This is a genomic window from Changchengzhania lutea (assembly GCF_006974145.1).
GTDB classification, from domain to species: Bacteria; Bacteroidota; Bacteroidia; order Flavobacteriales; family Flavobacteriaceae; genus Changchengzhania; species Changchengzhania lutea.
Window position 1 is genome coordinate 1,803,006 of sequence record NZ_CP039456.1, and the last position, 22,102, is coordinate 1,825,107.

General features: G+C 31.6%; 28 protein-coding genes. 23 read left to right on the top strand and 5 right to left on the bottom strand.

The genetic code is table 11. From position 1 onward, the window contains the following. Window positions 1-165 precede the first annotated feature (165 nt). From FAF07_RS08285 to gap, 16 genes are all read left to right on the top strand, one after another. Window positions 166-453, top strand: coding sequence for a helix-turn-helix domain-containing protein (locus FAF07_RS08285; RefSeq protein WP_142784657.1), 288 nt, complete (start codon window positions 166-168; stop codon window positions 451-453). A gap of 137 nt (window positions 454-590) precedes the next feature. After that, window positions 591-1,697 carry a primase-helicase family protein gene (locus tag FAF07_RS08290; protein ID WP_317130346.1) on the top strand — a complete coding sequence of 369 codons (1,107 nt, stop codon included), beginning with the start codon at window positions 591-593 and terminating at the stop codon, window positions 1,695-1,697. A 205-nt stretch (window positions 1,698-1,902) separates the two neighbouring features. Next, a complete protein-coding gene (locus FAF07_RS08295; protein WP_142784658.1) occupies window positions 1,903-2,763 on the top strand; it encodes a toprim domain-containing protein in 861 nt (286 codons plus the stop codon). Then, a complete protein-coding gene (mbpA, locus tag FAF07_RS18870; RefSeq protein WP_246067814.1) occupies window positions 2,741-3,259 on the top strand; it encodes a mobilization protein MbpA in 519 nt (172 codons plus the stop codon). Before FAF07_RS08295 ends, mbpA begins: the two co-directional genes overlap by 23 nt. Beyond that, window positions 3,256-4,113, top strand: coding sequence for a relaxase/mobilization nuclease domain-containing protein (locus tag FAF07_RS08305; protein WP_142784659.1), 858 nt, complete (start codon window positions 3,256-3,258; stop codon window positions 4,111-4,113). Before mbpA ends, FAF07_RS08305 begins: the two co-directional genes overlap by 4 nt. Window positions 4,114-4,124: 11 nt before the next feature. Further along, the gene (locus FAF07_RS08310; protein ID WP_142784660.1) at window positions 4,125-4,439 is read left to right on the top strand and encodes a DUF6730 family protein; all 315 of its coding nucleotides are present in this window, start codon (window positions 4,125-4,127) and stop codon (window positions 4,437-4,439) included. A 296-nt stretch (window positions 4,440-4,735) separates the two neighbouring features. Further along, on the top strand, window positions 4,736-5,296 hold the full coding sequence (locus FAF07_RS08315) for a TetR/AcrR family transcriptional regulator (RefSeq protein ID WP_142784661.1): 561 nt from the start codon (window positions 4,736-4,738) through the stop codon (window positions 5,294-5,296). A gap of 111 nt (window positions 5,297-5,407) precedes the next feature. Further along, window positions 5,408-5,818: a nuclear transport factor 2 family protein gene (locus FAF07_RS08320; protein ID WP_142784662.1), complete on the top strand. Its 411-nt coding sequence runs from the start codon at window positions 5,408-5,410 to the stop codon at window positions 5,816-5,818. A 603-nt stretch (window positions 5,819-6,421) separates the two neighbouring features. Then, on the top strand, window positions 6,422-6,976 hold the full coding sequence (locus FAF07_RS08325; protein WP_142784663.1) for a carboxymuconolactone decarboxylase family protein: 555 nt from the start codon (window positions 6,422-6,424) through the stop codon (window positions 6,974-6,976). 29 nt (window positions 6,977-7,005) lie between these two features. After that, window positions 7,006-7,992, top strand: a complete 987-nt coding sequence (locus FAF07_RS08330) for an alpha/beta fold hydrolase (RefSeq protein ID WP_142784664.1) — start codon at window positions 7,006-7,008, stop codon at window positions 7,990-7,992. A 112-nt stretch (window positions 7,993-8,104) separates the two neighbouring features. Then, window positions 8,105-8,530, top strand: a complete 426-nt coding sequence (locus FAF07_RS08335; protein ID WP_142784665.1) for a DUF2938 domain-containing protein — start codon at window positions 8,105-8,107, stop codon at window positions 8,528-8,530. 55 nt (window positions 8,531-8,585) lie between these two features. Then, complete coding sequence (locus FAF07_RS08340; protein WP_142784666.1) at window positions 8,586-8,798, top strand: hypothetical protein; 213 nt, start codon at window positions 8,586-8,588, stop codon at window positions 8,796-8,798. A 104-nt stretch (window positions 8,799-8,902) separates the two neighbouring features. Beyond that, window positions 8,903-9,376, top strand: a complete 474-nt coding sequence (locus FAF07_RS08345; protein ID WP_221930776.1) for a carboxymuconolactone decarboxylase family protein — start codon at window positions 8,903-8,905, stop codon at window positions 9,374-9,376. A 186-nt stretch (window positions 9,377-9,562) separates the two neighbouring features. After that, window positions 9,563-10,021 carry a nucleoside deaminase gene (locus FAF07_RS08350; protein ID WP_142784667.1) on the top strand — a complete coding sequence of 153 codons (459 nt, stop codon included), beginning with the start codon at window positions 9,563-9,565 and terminating at the stop codon, window positions 10,019-10,021. A 64-nt stretch (window positions 10,022-10,085) separates the two neighbouring features. Continuing rightward, entirely contained in the window at window positions 10,086-10,703 is a 618-nt protein-coding gene (locus FAF07_RS08355; RefSeq protein ID WP_142784668.1) for a pyridoxamine 5'-phosphate oxidase family protein, read from the top strand. A 12-nt stretch (window positions 10,704-10,715) separates the two neighbouring features. Further along, entirely contained in the window at window positions 10,716-11,711 is a 996-nt protein-coding gene (gene gap, locus FAF07_RS08360) for a type I glyceraldehyde-3-phosphate dehydrogenase (protein WP_142784669.1), read from the top strand. Between the two features lie 276 nt (window positions 11,712-11,987). On the opposite strand, the gene FAF07_RS08370 is transcribed toward gap, so the two are convergent. Next, complete coding sequence (locus FAF07_RS08370; protein ID WP_142784028.1) at window positions 11,988-13,019, bottom strand: IS630 family transposase; 1,032 nt, start codon at window positions 13,017-13,019, stop codon at window positions 11,988-11,990. Between the two features lie 41 nt (window positions 13,020-13,060). Here FAF07_RS08370 and FAF07_RS08375 point away from each other — a divergent pair, with 41 nt between their 5' ends. The 6 genes from FAF07_RS08375 (at window position 13,061) to FAF07_RS08400 (ending at window position 16,448) form a co-directional block, all read left to right on the top strand. Next, complete coding sequence (locus FAF07_RS08375; protein ID WP_142784670.1) at window positions 13,061-13,354, top strand: GNAT family N-acetyltransferase; 294 nt, start codon at window positions 13,061-13,063, stop codon at window positions 13,352-13,354. A gap of 281 nt (window positions 13,355-13,635) precedes the next feature. After that, window positions 13,636-14,037 (top strand): hypothetical protein, encoded by a 402-nt coding sequence (locus FAF07_RS08380; RefSeq protein WP_142784671.1) that lies wholly within the window; start codon window positions 13,636-13,638, stop codon window positions 14,035-14,037. Between the two features lie 45 nt (window positions 14,038-14,082). Further along, window positions 14,083-14,337, top strand: a complete 255-nt coding sequence (locus tag FAF07_RS08385) for a serine hydrolase (protein WP_142784672.1) — start codon at window positions 14,083-14,085, stop codon at window positions 14,335-14,337. Window positions 14,338-14,449: 112 nt separating this feature from the next. Next, on the top strand, window positions 14,450-14,908 hold the full coding sequence (locus FAF07_RS08390; RefSeq protein ID WP_142784673.1) for a RidA family protein: 459 nt from the start codon (window positions 14,450-14,452) through the stop codon (window positions 14,906-14,908). A gap of 3 nt (window positions 14,909-14,911) precedes the next feature. Next, window positions 14,912-15,679, top strand: coding sequence for an MBL fold metallo-hydrolase (locus FAF07_RS08395; RefSeq protein ID WP_142784674.1), 768 nt, complete (start codon window positions 14,912-14,914; stop codon window positions 15,677-15,679). A gap of 40 nt (window positions 15,680-15,719) precedes the next feature. Further along, on the top strand, window positions 15,720-16,448 hold the full coding sequence (locus tag FAF07_RS08400) for a DJ-1/PfpI family protein (RefSeq protein WP_142784675.1): 729 nt from the start codon (window positions 15,720-15,722) through the stop codon (window positions 16,446-16,448). 927 nt (window positions 16,449-17,375) lie between these two features. Here the strand turns inward: FAF07_RS08400 and FAF07_RS08405 are convergent. The 3 genes from FAF07_RS08405 to FAF07_RS08415 are packed head-to-tail and all read right to left on the bottom strand — an operon-like array spanning window position 17,376 to window position 18,821. Beyond that, the gene (locus tag FAF07_RS08405) at window positions 17,376-18,302 is read right to left on the bottom strand and encodes a HipA domain-containing protein (protein ID WP_142784676.1); all 927 of its coding nucleotides are present in this window, start codon (window positions 18,300-18,302) and stop codon (window positions 17,376-17,378) included. After that, entirely contained in the window at window positions 18,295-18,609 is a 315-nt protein-coding gene (locus FAF07_RS08410; protein ID WP_142784677.1) for a HipA N-terminal domain-containing protein, read from the bottom strand. Before FAF07_RS08410 ends, FAF07_RS08405 begins: the two co-directional genes overlap by 8 nt. A 2-nt stretch (window positions 18,610-18,611) precedes the next feature. After that, a complete protein-coding gene (locus FAF07_RS08415; protein WP_142784678.1) occupies window positions 18,612-18,821 on the bottom strand; it encodes a type II toxin-antitoxin system Y4mF family antitoxin in 210 nt (69 codons plus the stop codon). Between the two features lie 509 nt (window positions 18,822-19,330). On the opposite strand from FAF07_RS08415, the gene FAF07_RS08420 reads away from it, so the two are divergent. Beyond that, entirely contained in the window at window positions 19,331-20,452 is a 1,122-nt protein-coding gene (locus FAF07_RS08420) for an ATP-binding protein (protein ID WP_142784679.1), read from the top strand. 21 nt (window positions 20,453-20,473) lie between these two features. Here FAF07_RS08420 and FAF07_RS08425 read toward each other — a convergent pair whose 3' ends face one another. Further along, window positions 20,474-21,691: a tyrosine-type recombinase/integrase gene (locus tag FAF07_RS08425; RefSeq protein WP_142784680.1), complete on the bottom strand. Its 1,218-nt coding sequence runs from the start codon at window positions 21,689-21,691 to the stop codon at window positions 20,474-20,476. Window positions 21,692-22,102 lie beyond the last annotated feature (411 nt).

Consider the following 22,102-nt stretch of genomic DNA (forward strand, 5'->3'; position numbering starts at 1 on the left):
ATTTAACATTAATTGATTTAATATGTTATTTATCAAATATTTGTGAATAAGTATTTGATTTTCTTTCTTCTTTCAACAGCCACATTTTATACTTTTATTACCATACTCCCATAAGGGAAAACAAAAGCGCTTTTGTTCATTTTATAAATCTTAAAAACATAAGAAATGGACAATTTATTGATACTCGAACGATTAGATCGTTTAGAAAAACTACTCATAGGAAGCAAGGAAGTATTAACTTTTGATGAAGCATGTGATTATACAGGTATATCCAGAAGTTACCTTTATAAACTCACGGCTTCAGGAAGAATTCCCCACTCCAAACCCAATGGGAAAATGCTCTTTTTTGAGAAAGCTAAACTTGTGGATTGGTTACTTCAAAATAAACGCAAGTCTAAACGTGAGATAGAAGCAGAAGTTTCGGCTTATGCTGTGCAACATAAAACAGTATAGGATTTTCAAATTTACATTCAAATGAAATTATTGATATGAAACAGATACCCTATATACGTGTTGGCACCTCCTATTATAAAAATGTAAAAGCCCCAACTATTGCAGGTCACTTTAACGAAATTCTAGTGCATTGAAACATGGAGACCATCAAGCAAGACCACGGTAAAGACCATTTGAGTAAAATCCCAAAATATGATGGGTTTACTTGTATTCCCAGTCACTTAAATTTTAAGCAAGACTACCTCGGGTTTTACAATATATATTCTCCTTTGGGTAAATCTCCTGTGGAAGGGGATATTTCAAAATCCTTAAAATTTGTAAAGCATATTTTCGGGAAGCACTATGAACTGGGGTTGGATTATTTGCAATTGTTGTATTTAAAGCCTATTCAAGTACTACCCATATTATGTTTGGTATCTAAAGAACGTTCCACAGGAAAAAGCACTTTTTTAAAATGGCTCAAGGAAATTTTTGATAACAATCTGACCTATTTAACTAACGATAGTTTCAGTAGTCAGTTTAATGCCGATTGGGCAAACATACTTTTAATCTGCATAGACGAAGTACTATTCAATAAAGAAGAACTTACAGAGCGGATCAAATATTTAAGCACCACTAATATTAATAAGTTAGAAGCGAAAGGGAAGGATAAACGTGAAGTCGAGTTTTTTGGAAAGTTTATACTATGCAGTAATAATGAAGATAATTTCATAAAAATAGATGCCAACGAAACACGATTCTGGGTAATTAAGGTTCCAAGTATAAAACTAGAGGAGACTCATTTTCTGGAGAACCTCATAAAAGAAATCCCTGCCTTTATGCATTTTCTAGTAAACCGAAAAATGAGTTCTAAACATTTAACCCGGATGTGGTTTACAGCGCAACAAATAAAAACTAATGCCTTAACGAAATTAGTTCAAAACAATCGTAATCGTGTTGAAAAAGAACTTGCAAGTATTCTATTGAGCGTCATAGAAAAATTTGATTTGGAAACTGTAAATCTATGTCCCATGGATGCTTTATTATCACTTAATAAAACCCGAGTAAAGACAGATCTAACTCAACTTCGAAAATTACTAAAAATTGATTGGAAATTAACCAACAAAGAGAACTCAAATAAATATCAAAAGTTTGTGATTTGGTCGGATGGAGATATGACTTTAGTAGATGCAAAAGGCAGATATTTTACGGTCGAAAAAGATTTCTTGACCAAAAATTTTGATGATACGATGACAGACTTGTAGAAGATTAGCATTTACAAGGGCTGAAGCTGTCATCAAACTGTCATCATTTTGTCATCAAAAAAAATAATGATGACAGAAAGCAGGTTATAATATAGCAGAATGATGATGTGATGACAAAACGATGATACGTTAAGCCCAATAATGACAAGACTTTAGAGGGTATTGTCATCATATCATCAAAAAAATCATAAAAACACATTGGCTTATGAAAAGAAAAATAAATTGTGAAACAGCCCGAGATTTTTCAGCGGAAAAAGCACTGGAAAAATTAGGACACTTTCCCAAAAGGACAACGGAAAAAGAAGCTTGGTTTCTAAGTCCTTTTAGGTCAGAAACCCAAGCCTCTTTTAAAGTCTCTAAAACCAAAAACCGATGGTATGATCATGGCGAAGGTATTGGCGGAAATGTAATCGATTTAGTTTGTAAAATTTTGAAGTGTACCATTAAAGAAGCTTTAGAGTTTTTAAATGATGGTTTGGTAAATAGGGCATTAAATCAACAGCTAATTTATAACGAAATAGAAACAGGAATTGAGATTATTAAAGTTCAAGAAATAATACACCCAGCTTTAATTCAATATTTAAATTCCAGAAGTATTTCGCTCTCAATAGCAAACAGATATTGCAAAGAAGTTTGGTACACCTCTAAATACAAACAGTTTTTCGCTATTGGATTAAACAATAACAAAAGCGGTTGGGAATTACGAAATAAAATTTTTAAAAACAGCAGCAGCCTGAAATCCTATACTTATTTTCAAAACAACAATAGGCAATCAATCATTTTGGAAGGCATGTTTGATTTATTATCCCTGGCCACTTTAAATGAAACCCAGATTAAAGCTTCAGACATCATTGTTTTGAATTCTATTGCGTTCATAAAAGATATTGAAATACATATTAAAAAATACGAATCGGCATACCTCTATTTAGATAATGACAGAGCTGGACAACGAGCAACAAAATATTTGATAAATAATAACAATCATGTAGTGAACCAAAGTAGTATCTATAAAAACTATAAAGATTTAAATGACCTATTATGTCATGAAAAAAGAAAAGAAATTTGATGTAAAATCAACAAATAAAAAGAAGCAGTATGTAAAGATTCCTGCCGATGTATTGGATACCTCAGATAGCATAGCATTGAATTTGCAAAGGACTTCTGATGAAAACGAAATCATCATAGGAAGGAATTCGAGATGTGTGTCTGTGGACACATTCTCGTTTACTCCCCATGGTCGCAAAGAAAAAAAAAGAGTGTTTAAGGGGAAAAGTGACCTCGTTAAATTTCGATGTTCTATCTACGAAAAGAAGCTTCTGAAAGTTAAAGCAGCAAGAAGCGGATTGAGTTTAAGTGAATACATCAGGCGTAGTTTATTTGAACAAGAAATTACCGAACGTTTTACTGAAGAACATATAGATATTTATAAGATGCTTATCAAATACCATAACAACTTTAAGTCTATTGGTAATATGTTTAAAAAACGAAATCCAAAACTGACTGAGGAAGTCTATGACTTAGCAAATACAATTAAAGTACATCTTAAAAAGTTTCAGAAATGATAGGGAAAGGAAAAAGCATATCACATACTAGAGCTTCCATGTCGTATGGATGGAACCAGGAAAAGGATGTTGAAATTGTACTAAAGGAATTTCTGCACGGCGATTCTCCTGCAGAAATCACAAAAGAGTTTAAGATGCTCCAGGATCAGAATTACCATTGTACTAAGAATACGTTGTCGTTTGTAATTAGTCCGACCATAGAAGATGGCAAACGATTAGAAGCAAAAGAACTGCAAGCAATAACCAAACGTTTTATGCATGAGATGAAACTAGGAGAACGACAGGCGATTGCATTTGTGCACCAGGATAAAGATCATAAGCATATTCATCTATATGTTAATCGTATTGATTTTAAAGGTGTGGCTTATAACGATAGCTTTATTGGTAAACGGAGTCAGTTAGCGGCAGAAAAAGCAGCAGAGCATCTGGGGTTAACAACGGTAAAACAAGTGCAATTTGAAAAGGAATTGAATCTATTAGAAATACGAACAGAAATTAAACGCAGACACGATCTGACTATGAAACAATTCAAGCCCAGATCATTTGATGATTATTTAAAGTCCATGGAAGCTAATGGTGTTAAAGTTATTCCGACGATAAACAATCAAAACAAATTACAGGGTTTCCGTTTTGAATTTGACGGTCATAATCTTAAAGGTAGTGAAGTAAATCGCAATATGTCGCTTGGAAATATAGGAAAGCAGATGTCTGGAATTCAAGGCAAAAGTATTTTAGAAGAAAATAGTGTAAGTATTAATCTTGCCGGAAAAGTGGTGGATTTGATGCCCAGTTTGGCATTGAAAGTAACCAAGTTCATTCTTAAAAAAGCAATACAAAAAGGAATGGGCTACTAAATAAAAATATCATGACAAAACTTGAAGAATTATCGGCATTGATGGTCAATGAAATTAACGACTTTAAAAATGGCTTAGAAAAACTGGAGCAAATCAATACTCAATTAAAAGACACCAAAATCAAGATGGATTTGAAAGAATATAGGATAATGACTGAATCACATCAACAAAAAATGGCATCACATTTATATAAAATGGAACGGATAGAAGATCGTATTGATAGTAAATTGAAGGAAGCAAAGATTTATCCTAATTGGGTGGTTGTGGTATTTATTGTTAGTTTACTGTTTGGGGTGGTTTCAGTCTCGTATATTTTATTAAAATAGATAATATTTCGAAAGAAATTTCAGTAGCTTATCCAAAACTCAAATTTCTTCATTAAATTTATTGTCTACGAATGTACTATATCCAGAGAAGTCTGTGATGGACCACCTTAAATCTTTTTAACGTATTGTAAAACAATGGGTTGATAAGAGAAGTGTTTTGACAGCTCAAATATATGCTCAAACTAATTTTAAGATTTAATTAAAATTCAGTTCATTTTATAATCTAAAAATGTTAAATAAATGTTAAAAACATACAGACCTGTCTGTTAATTATAAAATGTTTATATATTTGACCTATGAAAAAATTAGGAGTTAAAGAACGGATTATAGCAACAGCTTCGGAATTATTTTATAATCAAGGCTACAATCAAACAGGTATAAATCAAATTATATCGGAAGCTGGAGTAGCTAAAGCAAGTATGTATCAGCACTTTAGATCGAAGGAGGATATTGCTGTAGCATATTTGATTGCAAGACATTCAATGTGGATGGGAAAATTAAACGATTGTGTTTCTATTCAAAACACATCAAAGGGAAAAGTAATTGGCTGTTTCGATTATTTGATAGAATGGCTCAATGAAGTTAATTTTAGAGGATGTGGCTGGCAAAATATTATTACAGACTTACCAGATGGGCATGAAAAAATTAGAGAGCAAGCAAGTTACCATAAAAATGATGTTAGAAATTGGATACATAGCCTCCTTAAAAAAGAAAGTGATTATGACGGAGTGCAGGCGGAAGAGTTAGGAGATGAAGTATTAATTCTTATTGAAGGTGCTATTATTTTATCACAGATTCAAAAAGATGAATGGCCAATTAAATCAGCGAAAAGGGCTTGCGTTAAGCTATTAGCTTAATAAATAATAGAACAAACAAATTAGTTATCACAAATAAAAACAGACTTGTCTGTATGTTTTAGTGATTTTGTTCGACAAACATTTGAATAAACAAATAATAAATATAAAATAATGAAAAAATTAGTGCCACCATTTACAATGGAAACAGCAAAACTAAAAGTGCAGGCCGCAGAAGACGCATGGAATAGTAAAGACTCAGAAAAAGTATCTATGGCTTATTCCATTGATTCTATCTGGCGAAATAGAGATTTATTCTTTAAAGGAAGAAAAGCAATAGCCGAATTTTTATCGGATAAATGGAAAAATGAGTTGCATTACAAACTGAAAAAATATTTATGGTCATTTACTGAAAACAGAATTTCAGTACGCTTTGAATATGAATGGCAAAATGCAAAAAATGGTAAATGGATGAGAACTCATGGAAATGAGCATTGGGAGTTCGATGTTGATGGTTTAATGAAGATCAGAGATATGAGTGCGAATGATATTGAAATAAAGGAATCCCAAAGAAAATTCAAATAGATCGAAAACATAACTTAAAATATGAAGTGTAAAATAAAAATTGATAATCTGTAAATGAAACATAAAGTAAGAGATTAAGAAACTATCTCCTCTAAAAAGAAACATATACTGAGAAAGTATTAATTACTAAATAAATAAAAGTAAGTATAACCCGTCAATTATGGCACAAATTAAATTAAAAATGAAACTAAGTGACAATACAAAAGTAGCATTAGGATTAATAGGTTTATTCTTAACACTACCATTATTAACTGGGATTTTATTACTAATCCTTTTAAAATAGAAGAACCAAACGAAAATTCACAAGCAATTTAATACCGTAAAAGAAAAATAGTTATGGCTCCTAGCCTTTAGGCTGCAATGGGCATAACTGACAAATTATTAGGAGCTTATTACAAATAAGATATACGTAGTATTAAGGTCGTTTAAATAAAAGAACCTGAAAGAAAAATTTAAGTATTAATCATAAAAACAAAATAAAATGAGAACATTAAATAGCAATCAAATTTCGAGTAAAACTAAAAACACAAAGAGTTATGTTTGGAATAGTAAAAGAAGAAACAGATAAGATCGTCTTATCTAAAATTATTAAAACAAAATAGAATGAACACATTAAAACCATTATCATTAGAAGAAGCAAACGAGAACTCACAAGCCATATTGAAAGCTGTAAAAGGTAAAATTGGTATGGTACCAAACTTATATGCAACGATGGGCGCTTCAGATAAATTATTAGGCGGATTTTTAACGTTTACAGAAACACTTAAAAGTGGTGAGTTTACAAATAAAGAGTATGAAGCTATTGCATTAGCAACATCTCAAGCAAATGAATGCGCTTACTGTTTATCAGCACATACAACATTAGGGAAAATGAACGGATTTACTGAAGAAGAAACACTTCAATTAAGATACAATACAATAGAGGATACAAAACTAAATGCATTGGTAACTTTAGTTAGTGAAGTCGTAAACCAAAAAGGTCACCCTTCTCAAGACGCAATTGATACCTTTTTTAGTACTGGATATACGAAGACTGCTTTTGCAGAATTATTAGGTGCAGTCGCTCTAACGACTATTACAAATAACGTGTATCACAATGGTGGTTTTGAAATAGATTTTCCTAAAGCACAAAACATAGAACAATTACAAGAAGTATAATCAACATATTAATCAATAAATTCAATATTATGAAAACAAATTTAAAAGTATCTGTATTTAGAATTGCTTTAATGGCAATATTATCCTTAACCATTTATTCGTTTAATACGGCAAATGTGGACTTAAATAAAAATGAAGTTAATCTAGAAGAACAAGCAACCTTTCATAAAAATGTAACTGTCAATGGGCTAAACATTTTTTATCGAGAAGCTGGTGATGTAAACAAGCCAACAATATTATTATTACATGGATATCCAACATCATCGCATATGTTTCGTAATTTAATTACAGACTTGTCTGTTCAGTATCATGTTTTAGCTCCCGATTATCCTGGATTTGGTAGAAGTGATCAGCCAAAAATGAAAGACTTTGAATATTCATTTGATAATATGGCAAATATTGTAGAAGGCTTTCTAAAAGAAGTGAAAGTAGAAAAATACAGTATTTATTTAATGGATTATGGTGCTCCAATTGGCTTTAGAATTGCTGCAAAATATCCTGAGAGAGTACAATCGCTGATTATTCAAAATGGTAATGCATATGATGAAGGGCTGAAAGACTTCTGGATTCCAATAAAAAAATATTGGAGTGATTATACAATTGAAAACGGTAAGCCATTAGAAGGTTTTCACTCACCAGATGGCTTAAAATGGCAATATACACATGGTGTGCAAGACACATTAAAAATAAGTCCAGATAACTGGAATATAGATCTACAGCATTTAACAAGAGAGGAAAATAACGAGATTCAATTAGCAATGTTCTATAGCTACAGAACAAACGTGCCTTTGTATCCAGAATGGCAACAATATTTTAGAGATCATCAACCACCAACATTAATTGTTTGGGGAAAGAATGATTATATCTTCCCAGCAGATGGTGCTTATCCTTACAAAAAAGATTTAAAGAACCTAGAATTTCATTTATTGGACACAGGACATTTTGCTCTTGAAGAAAAAGGAGATGAAATCGCTAACTACATTCTTAAGTTTCTCAAGAAAAATAATATTAAATAATAGTGTGATTAGTAGTTTTTTATGCCAGTTTGGGTGACAAACAATTGAGATTAATAGCACTACTCAAGCTGGTAATCACACTAAAAAAGAATCATATAAAAAACAAGTAAAAATGAAAATAATAAATTGGAAATACTCAATACTAGCAGGGTTCTTAGGAACAATTCTATTTGACCTTGTCGGATTATTAATAACTGGAAACTGGTGGGACATTCCTGGTATTTTAGGAGCAAAAACGGGATTAGGTTTAGCTTATGGAGTCATAGGACATTATGGGAACGGAATATTACTCGCCATATTATTTGCAGGGATAGCGCCTTCTCTATGGGGTCCAAAATGGATTAGACCATTAATTTTTGTAGCTGCTGAGACAGTCGCCTTAGTATGGCTTTTTATGCTTCCTTTATTAGGAGCTGGAATAGCTGGTACAGATATGTCACCGATGATGCCAGTAATTACATTATTACGTCATTTTGCCTATGCAGTGCCTTTGATCTTTTTAATCCAGTATGATTATAAAGCAATTATAAGTAAATAAAAGCATGGAGTATTAGGAAGTTAAATATTTCTAATACTCCTAAATTTTAATAAGAATGGGACGTCCAGCAACAAAGCAAAAAGCATTACGAAATGGTTTTTACATCGAAATAAGAAATAAAAATTCGAATACCGGTGTGAAAATTAGAAGAGATAATAAAGAGCAAATGTTACTTGCTGCCAAGAATTATGAACGAAGTAGAAAAGTTATCCTGTTAGGTGAGATTAAAAACGGGAAATTCATAAACCAATTAAGCACAAATAAATAAAAAAAATGAATACTATTAAAACAATGACTTTAGAGCCAAAAACAATTGAAAATTCTGATTCAATATCTAGTAAAATTCTAAAAACTGCATAGAATGAAATGGGAATGATTCCCAATATGTATGCAGGTATGGCAAATAACACAGCTTTATTAGAGGGTTATTTTTATGCATACAATTCATTTAGAGCAAATTCAGGATTTTCATCTAGAGAGCAAGAAGTTATTTTCCTTTCTGTGGCTTATGAAAATGACTGTGATTATTGTATGGCTGCGCACAGTTTTGTTGCAGACAATTGGAGTAAAGTACCTGTTGAAGTGACAAATGCTATTAGGAGTAATTCAGAAGTCCCGAATGAAAATCTGAAAGCATTGAGCATCTTTTCTAGACAGATGACAGAAAAAAGAGGACTTCCTTCCGAAGATGATATTAATAATTTTCTAAGTGCTGGTTATACTGAAGAAAACATTTTAGGAGTAATTTCTGGCATAGGGGTTAAAACCATGAGTAATTATTTTAATCATATGTATAAAACAACAGTAGATGAGGCTTTTCAAGGGCGAGCTTGGAAAAAGTCATAATAAGTAAACAAAAAAGAGAAATCTAATTATCAAATCAAACACTAACTAACTAAATTTTGAAAAATTCAATCATTACAAAAATTTAAAGATGGCAGAAAAGGCTTATTTGAAAGCGATTGAATTCAATCCAGATTTGAAGTCTTCAATTACAAATGTTGAAGAAAATAAAGGACTATAAAAATTAACATGAGAACACATATTCATCATATGAAAAAGTGTATTGATTTAGGTAAGGAAGCCATGTTGGATGGTAATCCACCTGTTGGATCAATACTGGTAAAGAATGATCAAATAATTGGACTTGGTAAAGAAGCAGGGAAATCTCTTAATGATGTTACTAAACATGCTGAGATTGAAGCCATAAAAGATGCCCTTGCCAACAGCTATCAATCATTAAGCGACGCCACTCTTTACACAACTCATGAACCATGTATCATGTGTTCTTATGTAATAAGACACCACCATATTAAAACCATTGTGTATGGAACAAAATCTAAATATGTTGGCGGTTCAAGCTCGAGCTTCAAAATATTAGAAACAAATAGTATTCCTGGTTGGAAAAAACCACCAGAACTAATTGAAGGTGTATTAGAAAACGATTGTCTCAAACTTTCTGAAACATATAATCTATTAATTAACAAGTAAAATATCCAAGTAACATTGTTTGAATGGTAGCAGTGAAAACTTTTTAATAAATAAATAATAAATCATGGCTAAAAATTTTGCGGAAATAGCATTTACCGATGCAGTAAAAAAACTGCAGGAACAACATGGAAGTCGCAAGGCTTACGAGCGCATGGAGAAATTCAGCGTGATTGATGGATTGACTGAAAATGAAATATCATTTATTAAAAATCAAAACAGTTTTTATTTAGCTTCAATAGGTGTTAAAGCGTTCCCTTATATACAGCATCGCGGCGGATCAAAGGGATTTTTAAAAGTACTGGACTCTAAGCGAATAGGTTTTATTGATTTTGTAGGAAACAAACAATATGTTTCCGTAGGAAATATGGTAACCAATAATAATGTTTCACTTATTATGATAGATTATCCAACGAGAACACGACTTAAAATTTATGCCAAATCTGAAGTCATTGAGCTTAAAGTTAAGCCAGAACTATACGAATTGCTAGATTTAGATGATTATAAATTCCGTCCAGAACGCATGATGATATTTCACATTGAAGCCTACGATTGGAATTGTCCTCAACATATTACACCTAGATATACTGTTGATGAAATAAATGAAGCTTTTTTACCTCAACAAGAATATATTACCTCATTAGAAGAAGAAATTAAAGTACTAAAAGAAAAAATCAAATTTTAAAAATCATATAAGATGAAAATAGCAATCAATGGAATGGGACGTATCGGTAGAGCTGCCCTAAAAGTAATATTAGAGACACCAGAATTAGAATTAGTAGCTATAAACGATATTGTTTCAGCGGAAAACATTGCGTATTTACTAAAATATGATTCGGTCTATGGAATCTATGAAAAAACAGTTTCATTTGACGATAATAGTTTAGTAGTTGATGGCAAAAAAATTAACTATACATCTATGAGGAATCCTGAAGAATTACCTTGGAAAGAGAATCAAATTGATTTGGTTATTGAAGGTACAGGATTATTTACAACCATTGAAAATGCCGAAAAGCATATCCATGCTGGTGCAAAAACTGTTGTGATTTCCGCACCAACAAGTAGTATTGATGTACCGACTGTGGTTCATGGTGTTAATTCAGAACAAGGAAATACCAGTGTTTTTTCATGCGCAAGTTGTACCACCAATAATATTAGTCCGGTAGTTGAGATCTTGGGTCGTAGAATCGGAATTAAAAAAGCAATAATGACCACAGTTCATGCGTATACAGCATCTCAAGGTATTGTAGATGGGCCTTCAAAAAAGAACTTTAGAATGGGTCGTGCTGGATCAGTAAATATAGTACCAACTACAACAGGTGCAGCTATTGCAACTACAAAAGCCTTACCTCAATATGCTGGGAAATTTGATGGTGTTGCTATACGTGTTCCAATTCCTGTAGGATCAATTTCAGATATGACTTTTGTTACAGAGCGAAAAGTTACTGTAGAAGAAGTAAATGCAATCTTAGAAGAAGAAGCTTCAACATCGCGTTATGCAAAGGTTTTAGATACTACAACAGAGCCAATTGTTTCCTCAGACATCGTTAAGAGTCCTTATGCTTCGGTTGTAGATTTTGGAATGACAAAAGTTGTGGATGGTGACTTACTAAAAGTCATGGCATGGTATGACAATGAATGGGGATTTACAAATCAAATGATTCGACAAATTTTAGAAATAAAAAATAATTAGAAATAATGAAACAATTTAATAAAATGGAAAACACAAAAAAACTAATTCAAATTTTAACTCGAATTCAAATCATAAGTAGCATTGTCTGGGCTATTGTACTTATCGTTTGCTATCAAGTATTGGGTGATACAAATAAGCAGATTAGTCTTATACTTATTTGCGGTTTCTTTCTTGAATTTTTGCTTATAAGTTCATCTAAAAAGAATTTGAAAAAGCAAATTGTGAAACCCGAAATATAATTATTAATCGTTAGGTTATTTAGTTCTTATAAGATTGTCAGGCAGCATATCTGGCGTGTCTGTGATGAAAATATTTTTTCACTTGTGGTTTGTCCTTTTTTCTTTTGTTCATAAAATCATTGATATTTTCCTTTAGCTGTTCCTTGTTGATCGCCCTTTTCTTGCCGATAATATTGGTCTTCAGATCTTGGTTGACGTATTCCTGGGGATTCAGTTCCGGGGAATAGGGCGGGATGAACAATACTTCGATCTTATCATTGTTCTCCTCTAGCCATTGGTCAAGTTTGATGGTCTTGTGGGCGGGATGGTTATCGGTAATGAAAAATATCTTTTTATTGCTATACTTTATCATCAGTAGCAAGAACATCTTAAAGACCTCGCTGTTGAAGCCCTTCTCCATCAACATGAACTGCAGATGCCCCCTGTTGCTTATTGCGGAGATCATATTGACCGTGTATCTTTTCCCCGTTGCCTTTATTATAGGCGTTTTTCCTTTAGGGGCATAGCTCTTGCCTGCCTGGTGGTCGCTCCTGCAGCCCGTCTCGTCCCCAAAGTATATTATCGCTCTTTCTGCCTTTGCCCTTTTTTCTATCGCCGGATATTCTTCCTCCAGCCATTTCCGTACGTTTTCCGGCTTTTGCTCGAACGCCTTTCTTATGGGCTTTTGGGGAGTGTACCCCCATTTTTTCAGGTAGCGCCCTACCTGCCAGCGCGACAGCTCGACGCCGAACTTCTGCGATATCAGCTGCTGTACGGCTTCCCTTGTCCAAAGTCCGAAGGGGAGCTTCAACTGCTCGGGAAGTTTTTCCCTGATAAGTTCCCGCACCTTATGGGCCTGGTCCTTCTTGAGTTTCATGCCGCCCTGCACACCACGTTTCCTGCTGCACAGCGCGCGCTTGCCGCCGGCCCTGTACCGCGCCCATATCTTGTTTACCGAACGCTCGGTGATACCGAAAATCTCGGCGGCCTGTCTCTGGGTGCCCAATTTCTTGCGGAGATAATCGGCCACACGCAACCGTGTTTCCTCTTGGGCATCTTGGTTCTTACGCTTCTTCACCTTTGTTTTCATACAATAAAGATACGTAAAATTTTCAGAATAAGAACTAATTTATGCTCTTATTAATAATTATCAGAACGGCTTATGACGAATTGCAGAATAAAGGTTTTATGACAGAATTTGTAAGTGGAATAATTGAATGGGCTAAGACTCAATCTGAAATAAAAGTAATTGTTGCTTCAACAGGCAAAACTAATCCTGCTTCTTTCAAAGTAGTAGCAAAAAATAGTTTCAATAAAATTGGAGAAACTGAGGCATTATTTAATTGGAGATTGTTACTAAACGTGAAAACAATAACTAATAAAAGTCACAAATTTTATGCGGCTTGTATATGGTTTTTGTTATGAATTATTGCAGTCAGATAGTTGTAGCATAACTGTCATAACTATGCCTTATCTATTTCAAATTCAAAGACAGGATAGTATATACTTTTGATAAATAATTTTAAAACAAAAATAATAATGAATTCAAATACTATTAATTTAAGAGCTATTAAAAAAAGCGAAAATTGTATACAGATTTAAGGAATATAACAACAGCTAAAAAGATTGCTGAAGGAGTAATATTAACTTTAGAATAAATCTTTTGAGGTTCAAGTAATTTCAAAAAACTAATTAAATCAAAAAATATGAACACAAAGATATTAATGACAGTAAGTGCGGTTCTTTTAGGAGTTTTAGGAATAGTAGTCTCATTTTTGCCAGAGGAAATTATGACCTATCTAAATGTTGAATCGAATCCAATTACGCTATTATTGCTTCAACTTTTAAGTGCATTTTATCTTGGATTTGGAATTTTAAATTGGATGGCAAAAGGAACTATTATTGGTGGAATTTATAATAGACCTATTGCTATTGGGAATTTAATGCATTTTGGAGTAGGTGCAATTGCATTGATAAAAATAATCTCAAGAATACAAATAGGATCAGAAACTATAATAGTTCTAACGGTTTCTTATGTCATTTTAGGGTTATGTTTTGCATATGTTTTTTTTAATAACCCGAGTAAAGTAAGTGACAAAAAATACTAATTATTTGTAATAAAACTGACTAGGAATCATATAAAAGATAATACAATGAAAAATAACAATTTAACTTTAATATTAGTATTAATAATCTCAATTTCAGGATATTCTCAGAACCTTGAACAAGAATTCTATCTTTTACTGAGCAAAGATTATCCAACTTCAGGTCCAGATGCTTCAGCTTTAGTAGCAGTTAATGGAAATATCATCTACAAAAAGGCTTTTGGAAAAGGTAATTTAGAATTAGGTGTAAATATGACACCCAACAATATATTTGAAATTGGATCAATATCAAAGCACCAATAGTATTTATGGAAGACCTATCAACGCTAAATATGCCGAAGGTTTTACTGTGAATAGATATTTGGGAGTGCATAATTTTTTTCAATTGAAATAGAATCAATTAAAAAATTAAAATATGAATCTAATAGATAATCTTAAGAAACATAAACTTGAACTTCCTGAATTAACAGTTCAGGGAGGTTCTTATGTTTCCGTAAACATAAGGGTAAATATTGCATATGTTGCCATTCAATTTCCTATAAAAAATAAAGTTTATCTCTATCAAGGAAAATTAGGCAATAACCTAAGTACTCAAGATGGCTATAAAGCAATGGAACTTTGTGCTTTAAATGTAATAGCACAAATACATGCTAAGATTAGCTTTGAAAATGTAATTGGATTAAATCATATAGACGCATATTATCAATCTTCTAAAAATTGGGATGATGCTCCTACAGTTGTTAATGGAGCATCTGATGTATTTGTTAATATCTTAGAAGAAAAAGGTGAACATTCGAGATCGATTTTTGGTGTTCAAAATTTACCTAGAAATTTCGGTGTTGGTTTAACAGCAACATTTACTATAAAAACATAAAAAATGCTAAAGATTCACCATTTAAGAAATGCCACAATGGTTGTGGAAACAGAGAAAGATGTCATTTTAATTGATCCAATGTTAGGTGACCAAGGAATCATGCCTTCTTTTACTTTATTCAGACATAAAGCAAGAAGAAATCCAACAGTTCCTCTTCCCGTAAATTCTAATTTGATATTAGAAAAAGTAACACATTGCCTCATTACGCATCAACATCCAGATCATATTGACAGTAAAGGTGTTGCTTTCTTAATTGAAAAGAATATACCCATTATATGCAGTGTAAAGGATGAAAAAGCATTAAAAAAAAGAGGGTTAAACGTCGTTCAATCTTTAAAATATTGGGAGAAACAACAATTTTTAGGAGGAGCCATTGAAGGTATTCCTGCCAAACATGGTTACGGATTTGTAGCAAAACCAATGGGAAATGTAATTGGATTTTACTTAACATTACCCAATGAAAAATCTATCTACCTCAGTTCTGATACTATTTACACGGACTCAGTAGATAAAGTTTTAAAAGAGTATAGTCCAGATATTAGCGTTTTAGCCTGTGGGACGGCTCAGTTTGATATCTTTAAACTGCTGATTATGAATGTAGGTGATATTGTCAAGTTTGTAAAAAATTCATCAGGAATGGTAATTGCAAACCATATGGAATCTATAAATCATTGTCCCTTAACTAGAAAAGAACTAAAAAGAATATTGACAAATAATAAATTAATAAATAAGGTTATAATTCCTGAAGATGGTGAATTAATAAACATTTAATTAAATATGAAGGTAAATATAACCTATAATTTGAACAAAAATGAAAATAGCAATCTACGTTTATAATGGAATAACAATGCTTGATGCTATTGGCCCATATGAAGTTTTAAGAAATATAGAAGGAGCCAAAGTGTATTTTGTAGCAGAAAATAAAGGTGAAATAAAAGCAGACTCTGGTTTTGTCCATTTAAGCATAAAACATGATATTAATGAAATTGAAAGTGCTGATATTTTATTAATTCCAGGTTCAACTATTACTTTTATTAAAGAAATGAAAAATAAAAAGGTTTTAAATTGGATTAATAAAATAGACAAAACAACTAGATGGACAACATCTGTATGCTCAGGTTCATTAATTTTAGCGGCAACAGGATTACTTAAAAATAAAGAAGCGACTTCACATTGGAAACCAAAAGGGTTATTAAAAGATTATGGGGTAACACCAAAAGACGAAAGAATAGTTAAACAAGGGAAATATATAACTTCTGCAGGAGTTTCAGCAGGAATAGATATGGCATTATACTTATCAAACGAAATTGTTGGGGAAGTAGAAACTAAAATTATACAACTTATGATTGAATATGACCCAAATCCAATTTACGATTCAGGAAGTATTGCCAAAGTATCTGATGAAATTATTAAAATGGCAAAAAGAAAACTTACTAAAGATGCTAAAAAAGAAATAGGACTAATGGATTTATTAAAGTCTGGAAAAACATTGATGAAAATAAAAAAATTAAATAATAACCTTAATTATCAAATCCAATGATTTCACTAAGTGTAAAAGATTGATTCAATTCTTTTGCGTCTTCAATAGACAATTTTGTATACTAAGTACCATAAAGATATTACTTAACATTTAGGAAAAAGTGAATTCTCTAATTATTCTATCAAATAGTAAAAATAGTACGCTCAAATGTATATCAGTACAAATTAACACAATATATAAAGCTCCTGGAGGTACCTGAACATAATAATTAAAAGCATAATATTCAATCGATGCTCAAACCTTTATACATCTATATTACTCCATATTACTGTTTTCACAAATAATTAATTACTAAAAACCCCCGTATTACTTCACATGGCTCTCTAATACTATACTATAGATAAGTACAAGTGGGACTACATTATTTAATAACACTTGTACCAAACAAGAATGAATTTAATATAGATTTACTTTAAATTTAATATTTGATGCAGTAGAGTAGTCTAAATGTGATTAGGTTCGGTGTAATGGTTATATTTGTAACGTGATAGTCACTTGTGAATTCTTTTACCTACCTAAAGAATACAGATAATTCCTATAAAAAATGGCACCTATTTGTACCTCAAATATTAGAAAGTATTATAGACGTTGAGATAATACTTTTTGTATCGGCAAATAATTCTACATTTTATTTGATATCATTTGTTGTCAAATAACTATATGTCAGTTATATATAAAATCTACTATTTTCTTTCTCTTTCCTTTGTAAGATTATAAATTCAATATTTATACCTCGTTTAGATTTTGTGTCACTTAATTAACTTTAATCTATAGAATTCCTCGAGGTTCTACCTCGGGGTTAAGTGGAAAGTTTGAAAACCTAAGGTTTTCATAAAACTAAAATAAGTTTTTTTTCCGCTTGATACCTCGATGGCTCTGCCTCGGGGTAGTTCATTATATAACATAAAAGAAAGATCGGACATGTTATTATTCAAACATAACTATTCTAGTTTCCAATAGTTCCAAATATTTTATTTTCATATCACTAGATAGAAAAGAAATATCAAGCAATTCCTTCCAAACAGGAGTTGCTTTTTTTATTTGTTCTAGAATTATAGTTATTGTTTTTTCATTGAGTTGCAACCTCTCTTTTGCGAAATAGTCAATAAAATCTGTTGCTTTTAAATTACTTTTTTTTCCTTTCATGGTTAGCGCTATTTCTTCATCTGGATTTTTAATAGCTATAGTAGAATTTAGAAAATCATAAATGGGTGAGAGGGTCGTTTTACCATTTTTAGTAATCAACGAAAAGTTTTTCAAGTGCATATCTTCATTTCCAGTTAGATAACAAAAAAGTATTCTTTTGAAAAAATTAGCTTTTTCAATAGCAGGGAATGAACAATATTCGTCAAGTACCGGAATGAGTTTCTCCATTGTAAAACGGTATTTTGTATCTCTGGTATTTCCGGTTAATTGTGCAAAATCTTCTGTAGCCCATTTTTTTCCTTTACCATAACGGTCAAAACGTTTGATAAAATAGGATAAACTACCATCTTTACCATAAAGCATTCCGTGAAAAGGAACTTCTAAACCAAATGCTTTTGCCATGTGCATGGTTACATCTTCGTTTTCTGGTAATTGTGGAAATAAATCATTTTGTGGCTTTATGATATAGGTTCCAAATTGATCAACAATTTTAAATTCTTGATCCACAATAGAAACAGATGCACTAAGCTTTGGTTGTACGCCTTGAATCGATAGCTTTTTAGCTCTATTAGCGGCCTCTTGCCGTAATTCTACTGCTGTATAAGGTAAATCGTTTAAGTGCGTTAATTTAGGTGCAATCATACGCATTCCTTTTTCGCTATAGGTATTCGTACCGCATAATTCGTATGTAATGGGACATCTATTCATTTTCCAATAATTGAACTGTTACAGATCCTACTAAATCATTTCCTGTAGCAATTAGTTGAGAGAAATAATCTTTTTTGTCAAGTTTGGCAATCCGCAATAATCCTTCCAACATGACACCTTCAGGCAATAACCCTTCGAAAAAAGGAGGGAAGGATTTGTAGCCATATTTTTTGAGGTTTGTAGGCATAGTTAATGATACCGCTTCACCTTCATAATTTTGATCGTACTGAAAATTATAGTCGTCGGCAGCTATTTCTGTTAAAATTCCAGCTCTTTTTCCGTGAGCCAATATTATTGCTTGTCTCATGATTATTTAGTTAATGGACTTTTGAATTCTACTTTAATGTTGAGTACTTGGAGTACTGCAAATAGATTATTTAATCGTATCGTTTCTTTATTCTTTTCAATATCAAAAACAGTTGTTTTACCAACTCCTGCTAGATTAGCTAGTTCCAATTGGGTAAGTCCTGCTTTTTTTCGATGGTCTTTTATCAAAGCACCTAAATCAAAATCATTCATTATATACTGTTTAGGCGGTAAAAATAAGCAATTTAATTATGTAAAGTTGCATTTTATGTATAAAATTGTATTTTATTACTGCTATGGCAGTAAATTATAGTAGAGACATTAGTTTTTACGAATGAAAAGACATAAAAAGCACTGTATTACTGCTAAGGCGGTAATATATTAATTAAGAACTGAAGATTTGTAGCTTTTTTTTGAGTTACTTTTGATATTTTAAATAAATTGATGCTAAAAACTTGTAAGATAGATACTATAACAATATCAAAAGAAAACAAAATATTACACCATATTTACACCTCGAAAGCTGTTAAGTACCATGTTTAAGTGATAGTTACTTATTGTATTGAAGAGTGGCGATATAGTTTTTGAAGCAACATAATTTACAATTGACTAAACGTAGTTTAAATCATATGGAAAATTGAAGACATCCTTGTTTTTATTTACTTTTGGCTAATATTTTGTCCAAAAAGAATTACTTTTGGCTATTACAATAGCATAAAGTTATGATAAATAGAGTTATATCAACAATTTTAAATGAAAAAATAGGTTCTGGAAAGGCCATTATTCTAATAGGTCCTAGACAAGTAGGTAAGACAACCTTAATAAAATCATTGTTAGAGGGCACGGACTATTTGTTTCTAGATGGAGATGACCCTACAGTAAGAAATATTTTAACAAATCCAAACACAGAACAATTAAAAAGTATTGTAGGAAACTATAAAGTTGTTTTTATAGATGAAGCCCAACGTATTGAAAACATCGGAATAACATTAAAAATAATTACTGATCAATTTAAATCAGTTCAATTATTCGTGAGTGGGTCATCAGCTTTTGAGTTAAACAATCTAACTAATGAACCACTAACAGGTAGAAAATGGGAGTATAAACTCTTTCCAATCTCATGGCAAGAGCTGGAAGACAATGTTGGTTATGTGAAATCTACACAACAATTAGAGTTAAGATTGCTTTATGGCATGTACCCAGATGTAATTAATAATCCAGGAGATGAAATAGAAGTTTTAAATCAATTAGTAAATAGTTATTTATACAAAGACATACTTGCTTTTAGTGGTATAAGAAAACCCGATGTTCTAGAAAAATTATTGAAGGCATTAGCACTTCAATTAGGAAATGAAGTAAGCTATAATGAACTTTCTAGATTAATAGGTATTAATAAGGGAACTGTTGAAAGTTATATTGATTTGTTATGTAAAAGTTATGTGATATTTAAGTTGCCGAGTTTTAGTAGAAACTTGAGAAACGAAATTAAAACAAACCAGAAAATATATTTTTATGATACTGGTGTTAGAAACGCGATCATAGGGAATTTTACGCCTTTAAACTCTAGAGCAGATACAGGCGCAATTTGGGAGAATTTTTTAATAAGTGAAAGGCTTAAAAAATTGAGTTACGGTAAGCTAAGAATAAGTCAATATTTCTGGCGAACAAAACAGCAACAGGAAATAGATTATGTAGAAGAAGCATCAGGTAATATTTCAGGTTATGAGTTTAAATGGAATCCTAAAGCAAAAATAAAAATCCATAAAAGCTTTATTGAGACTTATGATTCACAAATAAAAGTGATTAATACTGATAATTTCAGGGAATTGATAGGGTCTGTCTAAATTATAGATCTTCTAAAAGAGCTAAAATTGAACTAATTTTTTATTATAATCATCTAATACCTCACTAGGTAATGATTTAAGATAAATTTGAGTAGTAGTTAAGCGGTTATGCCCTAACATAGCAGAAATAGCCAGTAAAGGAACATCTTGTAGCATGGCTTGTGTTGCGAAACTATGACGAGACACATAAGATGTCACTCGTTGTTCAATATTACATTTTTCTGCAATTTGCTTTAGTCCCTTATTATAAACTTTACGAGCCCATAAAACATCTTTATATTGAAGTTCATAGGTGTCTCTTTTTATAATAGGAAAGATAAAATCGGACTTTTCTTTGTCTTTTGTGTAAAAATCAAGTATCTCTTTTAATGGAGCTGTGATTTTAATATCATACGGTTTAGATGTTTTACTTCTAAAAAATTTTATACGATTATCTATAATGTTTTCAAGTTTTAAAAATGCCATATCAATAAATGAAACGCCATAAAGCATGTAGGATGCCAAAAAGTAATTCCGAAAATGAAAAAGATTGTCCGATTTGTCCAATTTCAATAGCATGATTGATTTTATACTATTAATATCTAAAGCTCTTTTCTCGGTGGGCGTTGTTTTTATTTTATAATTTACAAATGGATAAGATTCTTTTGAAACAAGACCAGATTTGATGGCTTTATTATATATAGCCCTGATGGTCTTCATATAAACAGCTAATCCATTAGTAGAATTTCCTCTAGAATAATGAAATTGCTCAAACTTCTTAAGAAACTCGTAATTAACTTCGTTAAATTTTAAATCATTCTCATTATTGAATTTTTTCAATATTTTAGTGATTGCGTAATAGGAATTGGCATTACCATAGCGCTCAACCTTTTTAAGATCTTCTATGATGCTATTACTGTATTCAAAAAAGGAATTGACCGTAACCTTTTTTGTAATTTTATTTTTTATTTGTGAAATAGATAAATAGTTAAGTTCTTCCTTTTCATTTAATTGGTCAATAATATTTATTGCACGCACTTTTGCTTTTAATAGTTTATTGTTTAATTTCTTTACGGTCATAGAATCACTATAAGGTTTTTTTATTTTCTCACCACTTTCATCCCAAAAATTTAATTGCACAGATACTCCTAGTCGTATTGACGTGGTTTTTCGAAAATGACTTAACCTTAAAATTATGGGAAAGGTGTTGTCTTTTTTCTTTCTGCGAGTGTCTAAAGAAAGTTTTATATTAGTATTCATGATACTCAAAGATAAAAAAAATTTGCACGCAATTTGCACGCAGATGGATGATATCTAATGATATCATTTAACATCAAAATCAATTAAATATCTGAAAATCAATATTATATGTGTTTGCATGGTGGTGTTTGATGTGCTAATTCCAACTCTGGCAGTCAAGAGGTCGTCGGTTCGAATCCGATCTTCTCCACAGTAATAACAAGCCATACAGAGATGTGGGGCTTGTTTATTCTCTTTTGGGCTAGAGCATACGGTAAACATTTTGTAATTTTCTTATATTTCATTTAAGTACAGTTAATAAACCGTAATATCACTCTATATATTAGATAATTTCAACATTTGAATCTATGTCATTTAGTAACTCCACGAGCCAAGATATATCCAACTTGGGCAGTTATAATTGCTTTATTG